General features: G+C 62.8%; 1 protein-coding gene and 1 pseudogene. One reads left to right on the forward strand and one right to left on the reverse strand.

Annotated elements, in window-relative coordinates:
• A pseudogene (locus M729_RS0130295) lies at window positions 1–1,136 on the reverse strand (IS481 family transposase); the annotation flags it as partial.
• Here M729_RS0130295 and M729_RS1000000139575 point away from each other — a divergent pair.
• On the forward strand, window positions 1,020–1,273 hold a 254-nt coding region (locus tag M729_RS1000000139575; protein WP_245267670.1), incomplete at its 3' end, for a hypothetical protein. The pseudogene M729_RS0130295 and the gene M729_RS1000000139575 overlap by 117 nt on opposite strands.

Here is a 1,273-nt window from a genome sequence, read left to right on the forward strand (position 1 = left end):
TGTTTGGACCGGGGACATCGCGAACAGGTGTGCGGAGACATCGCGAACAGTTTTGTCACTTATCGTCTGCTGAGGTTGAGGTCGACTGTTTCTATTTTCTGATGTCTGAAGAAGGCTTGGAAGACGCCGTCCTTGGTGGTGGGGATGAAGGCCACGGCCTTTCCGCCAAATGCCTTGGAGAGGCGCAGGATGTAGCCGCACAAGGCGACGCGGCCCTCTTTCTGAACCTTGCGAACGATGGCGCCCTGTGGGTAGTCGAAGGCTTCGACGGCCTCGCTGAAGGAGCGCGGCGAAGGTGTGTATCTGTCGAGGGGAACGCAGCCCTTGAGGCCGTCGTGGGGTCTTTCGGCGTTGTAGAGGTCGCGCCAGGCGTCGAAGGCTTTTTGCGCGCGCTCGAGATTTTCGAAAGCAGGTCCGGCCATCGCTTCGGCCTTGAGCGAACGGTGGAAGCGCTCCTCCTTGCCCAGCGTCTGCGGATGCAGGGGCCTGGAATGAGAGACGGCGACGCCATGCTCGATCAGCCAGACGGTGAAGCGTGTGAAGTTGCTTCGTCCGCCATCTCCCCATGGCGGACCGTTGTCGAAAGCCATGCGCTGCGGCAGTCCATAGCGGCGAAAGGCGGCAATCAGATGGGTTTTGACCGTTTCGCCGGTCTCGTTGATGCAAGCCTGCAGCACGACGGAGAAGCGCGAATGGTCGTCGAGCGCGGTCAGTGGATGCAACCGGCCGCCCTGCCGCAATGCGACATGGCCCTTGAAGTCCATCTGCCACAGATCGTTGGGGGCGGCATGCTCGAAGCGCCCGAACGGCTTGGCTCCGCCTCCCAGCAAGCCCAGTTCGACACCGTTGCGGTGCAGGATCCCGGTCACTGTCGAGGGCGCAGGCGAACCGATTCCCTCGCGCCGCAGGACCTTGGCGATCTTGCGACCGCCCCAGGCCGGGTGCGTCTGGCGCATGCCAAGAACCGCCGCCTCCACTGCATCCGGGCTGCGCCCCGGGCTCGTCGTGGGGCGACGCGATTGCTCCGCAAGCCCGGCCTCGCCATGGGCGCGATACCGCGCAATCAACTTGTGACCACAGGTTCGGCCGATCCCGAAACGACGACAAAGCGCACTGACATTGCTGCCTTCCTGCACGGCAAGACGCACAAACTCCAACTTCCCATCCATCACGCTGGTGTCCCCAAATGGCATCGCGAACCTCCCGGCGCAGAGCACGCCAAACTGTTCGCGATGTCCTCGCACACCTGTTCGCGATGTCCCCGGTCCAAACA

Source organism: Mesorhizobium sp. WSM1293 (genome assembly GCF_000513875.1).
In the GTDB taxonomy this organism is placed as follows: Bacteria; Pseudomonadota; Alphaproteobacteria; order Rhizobiales; family Rhizobiaceae; genus Mesorhizobium; species Mesorhizobium ciceri.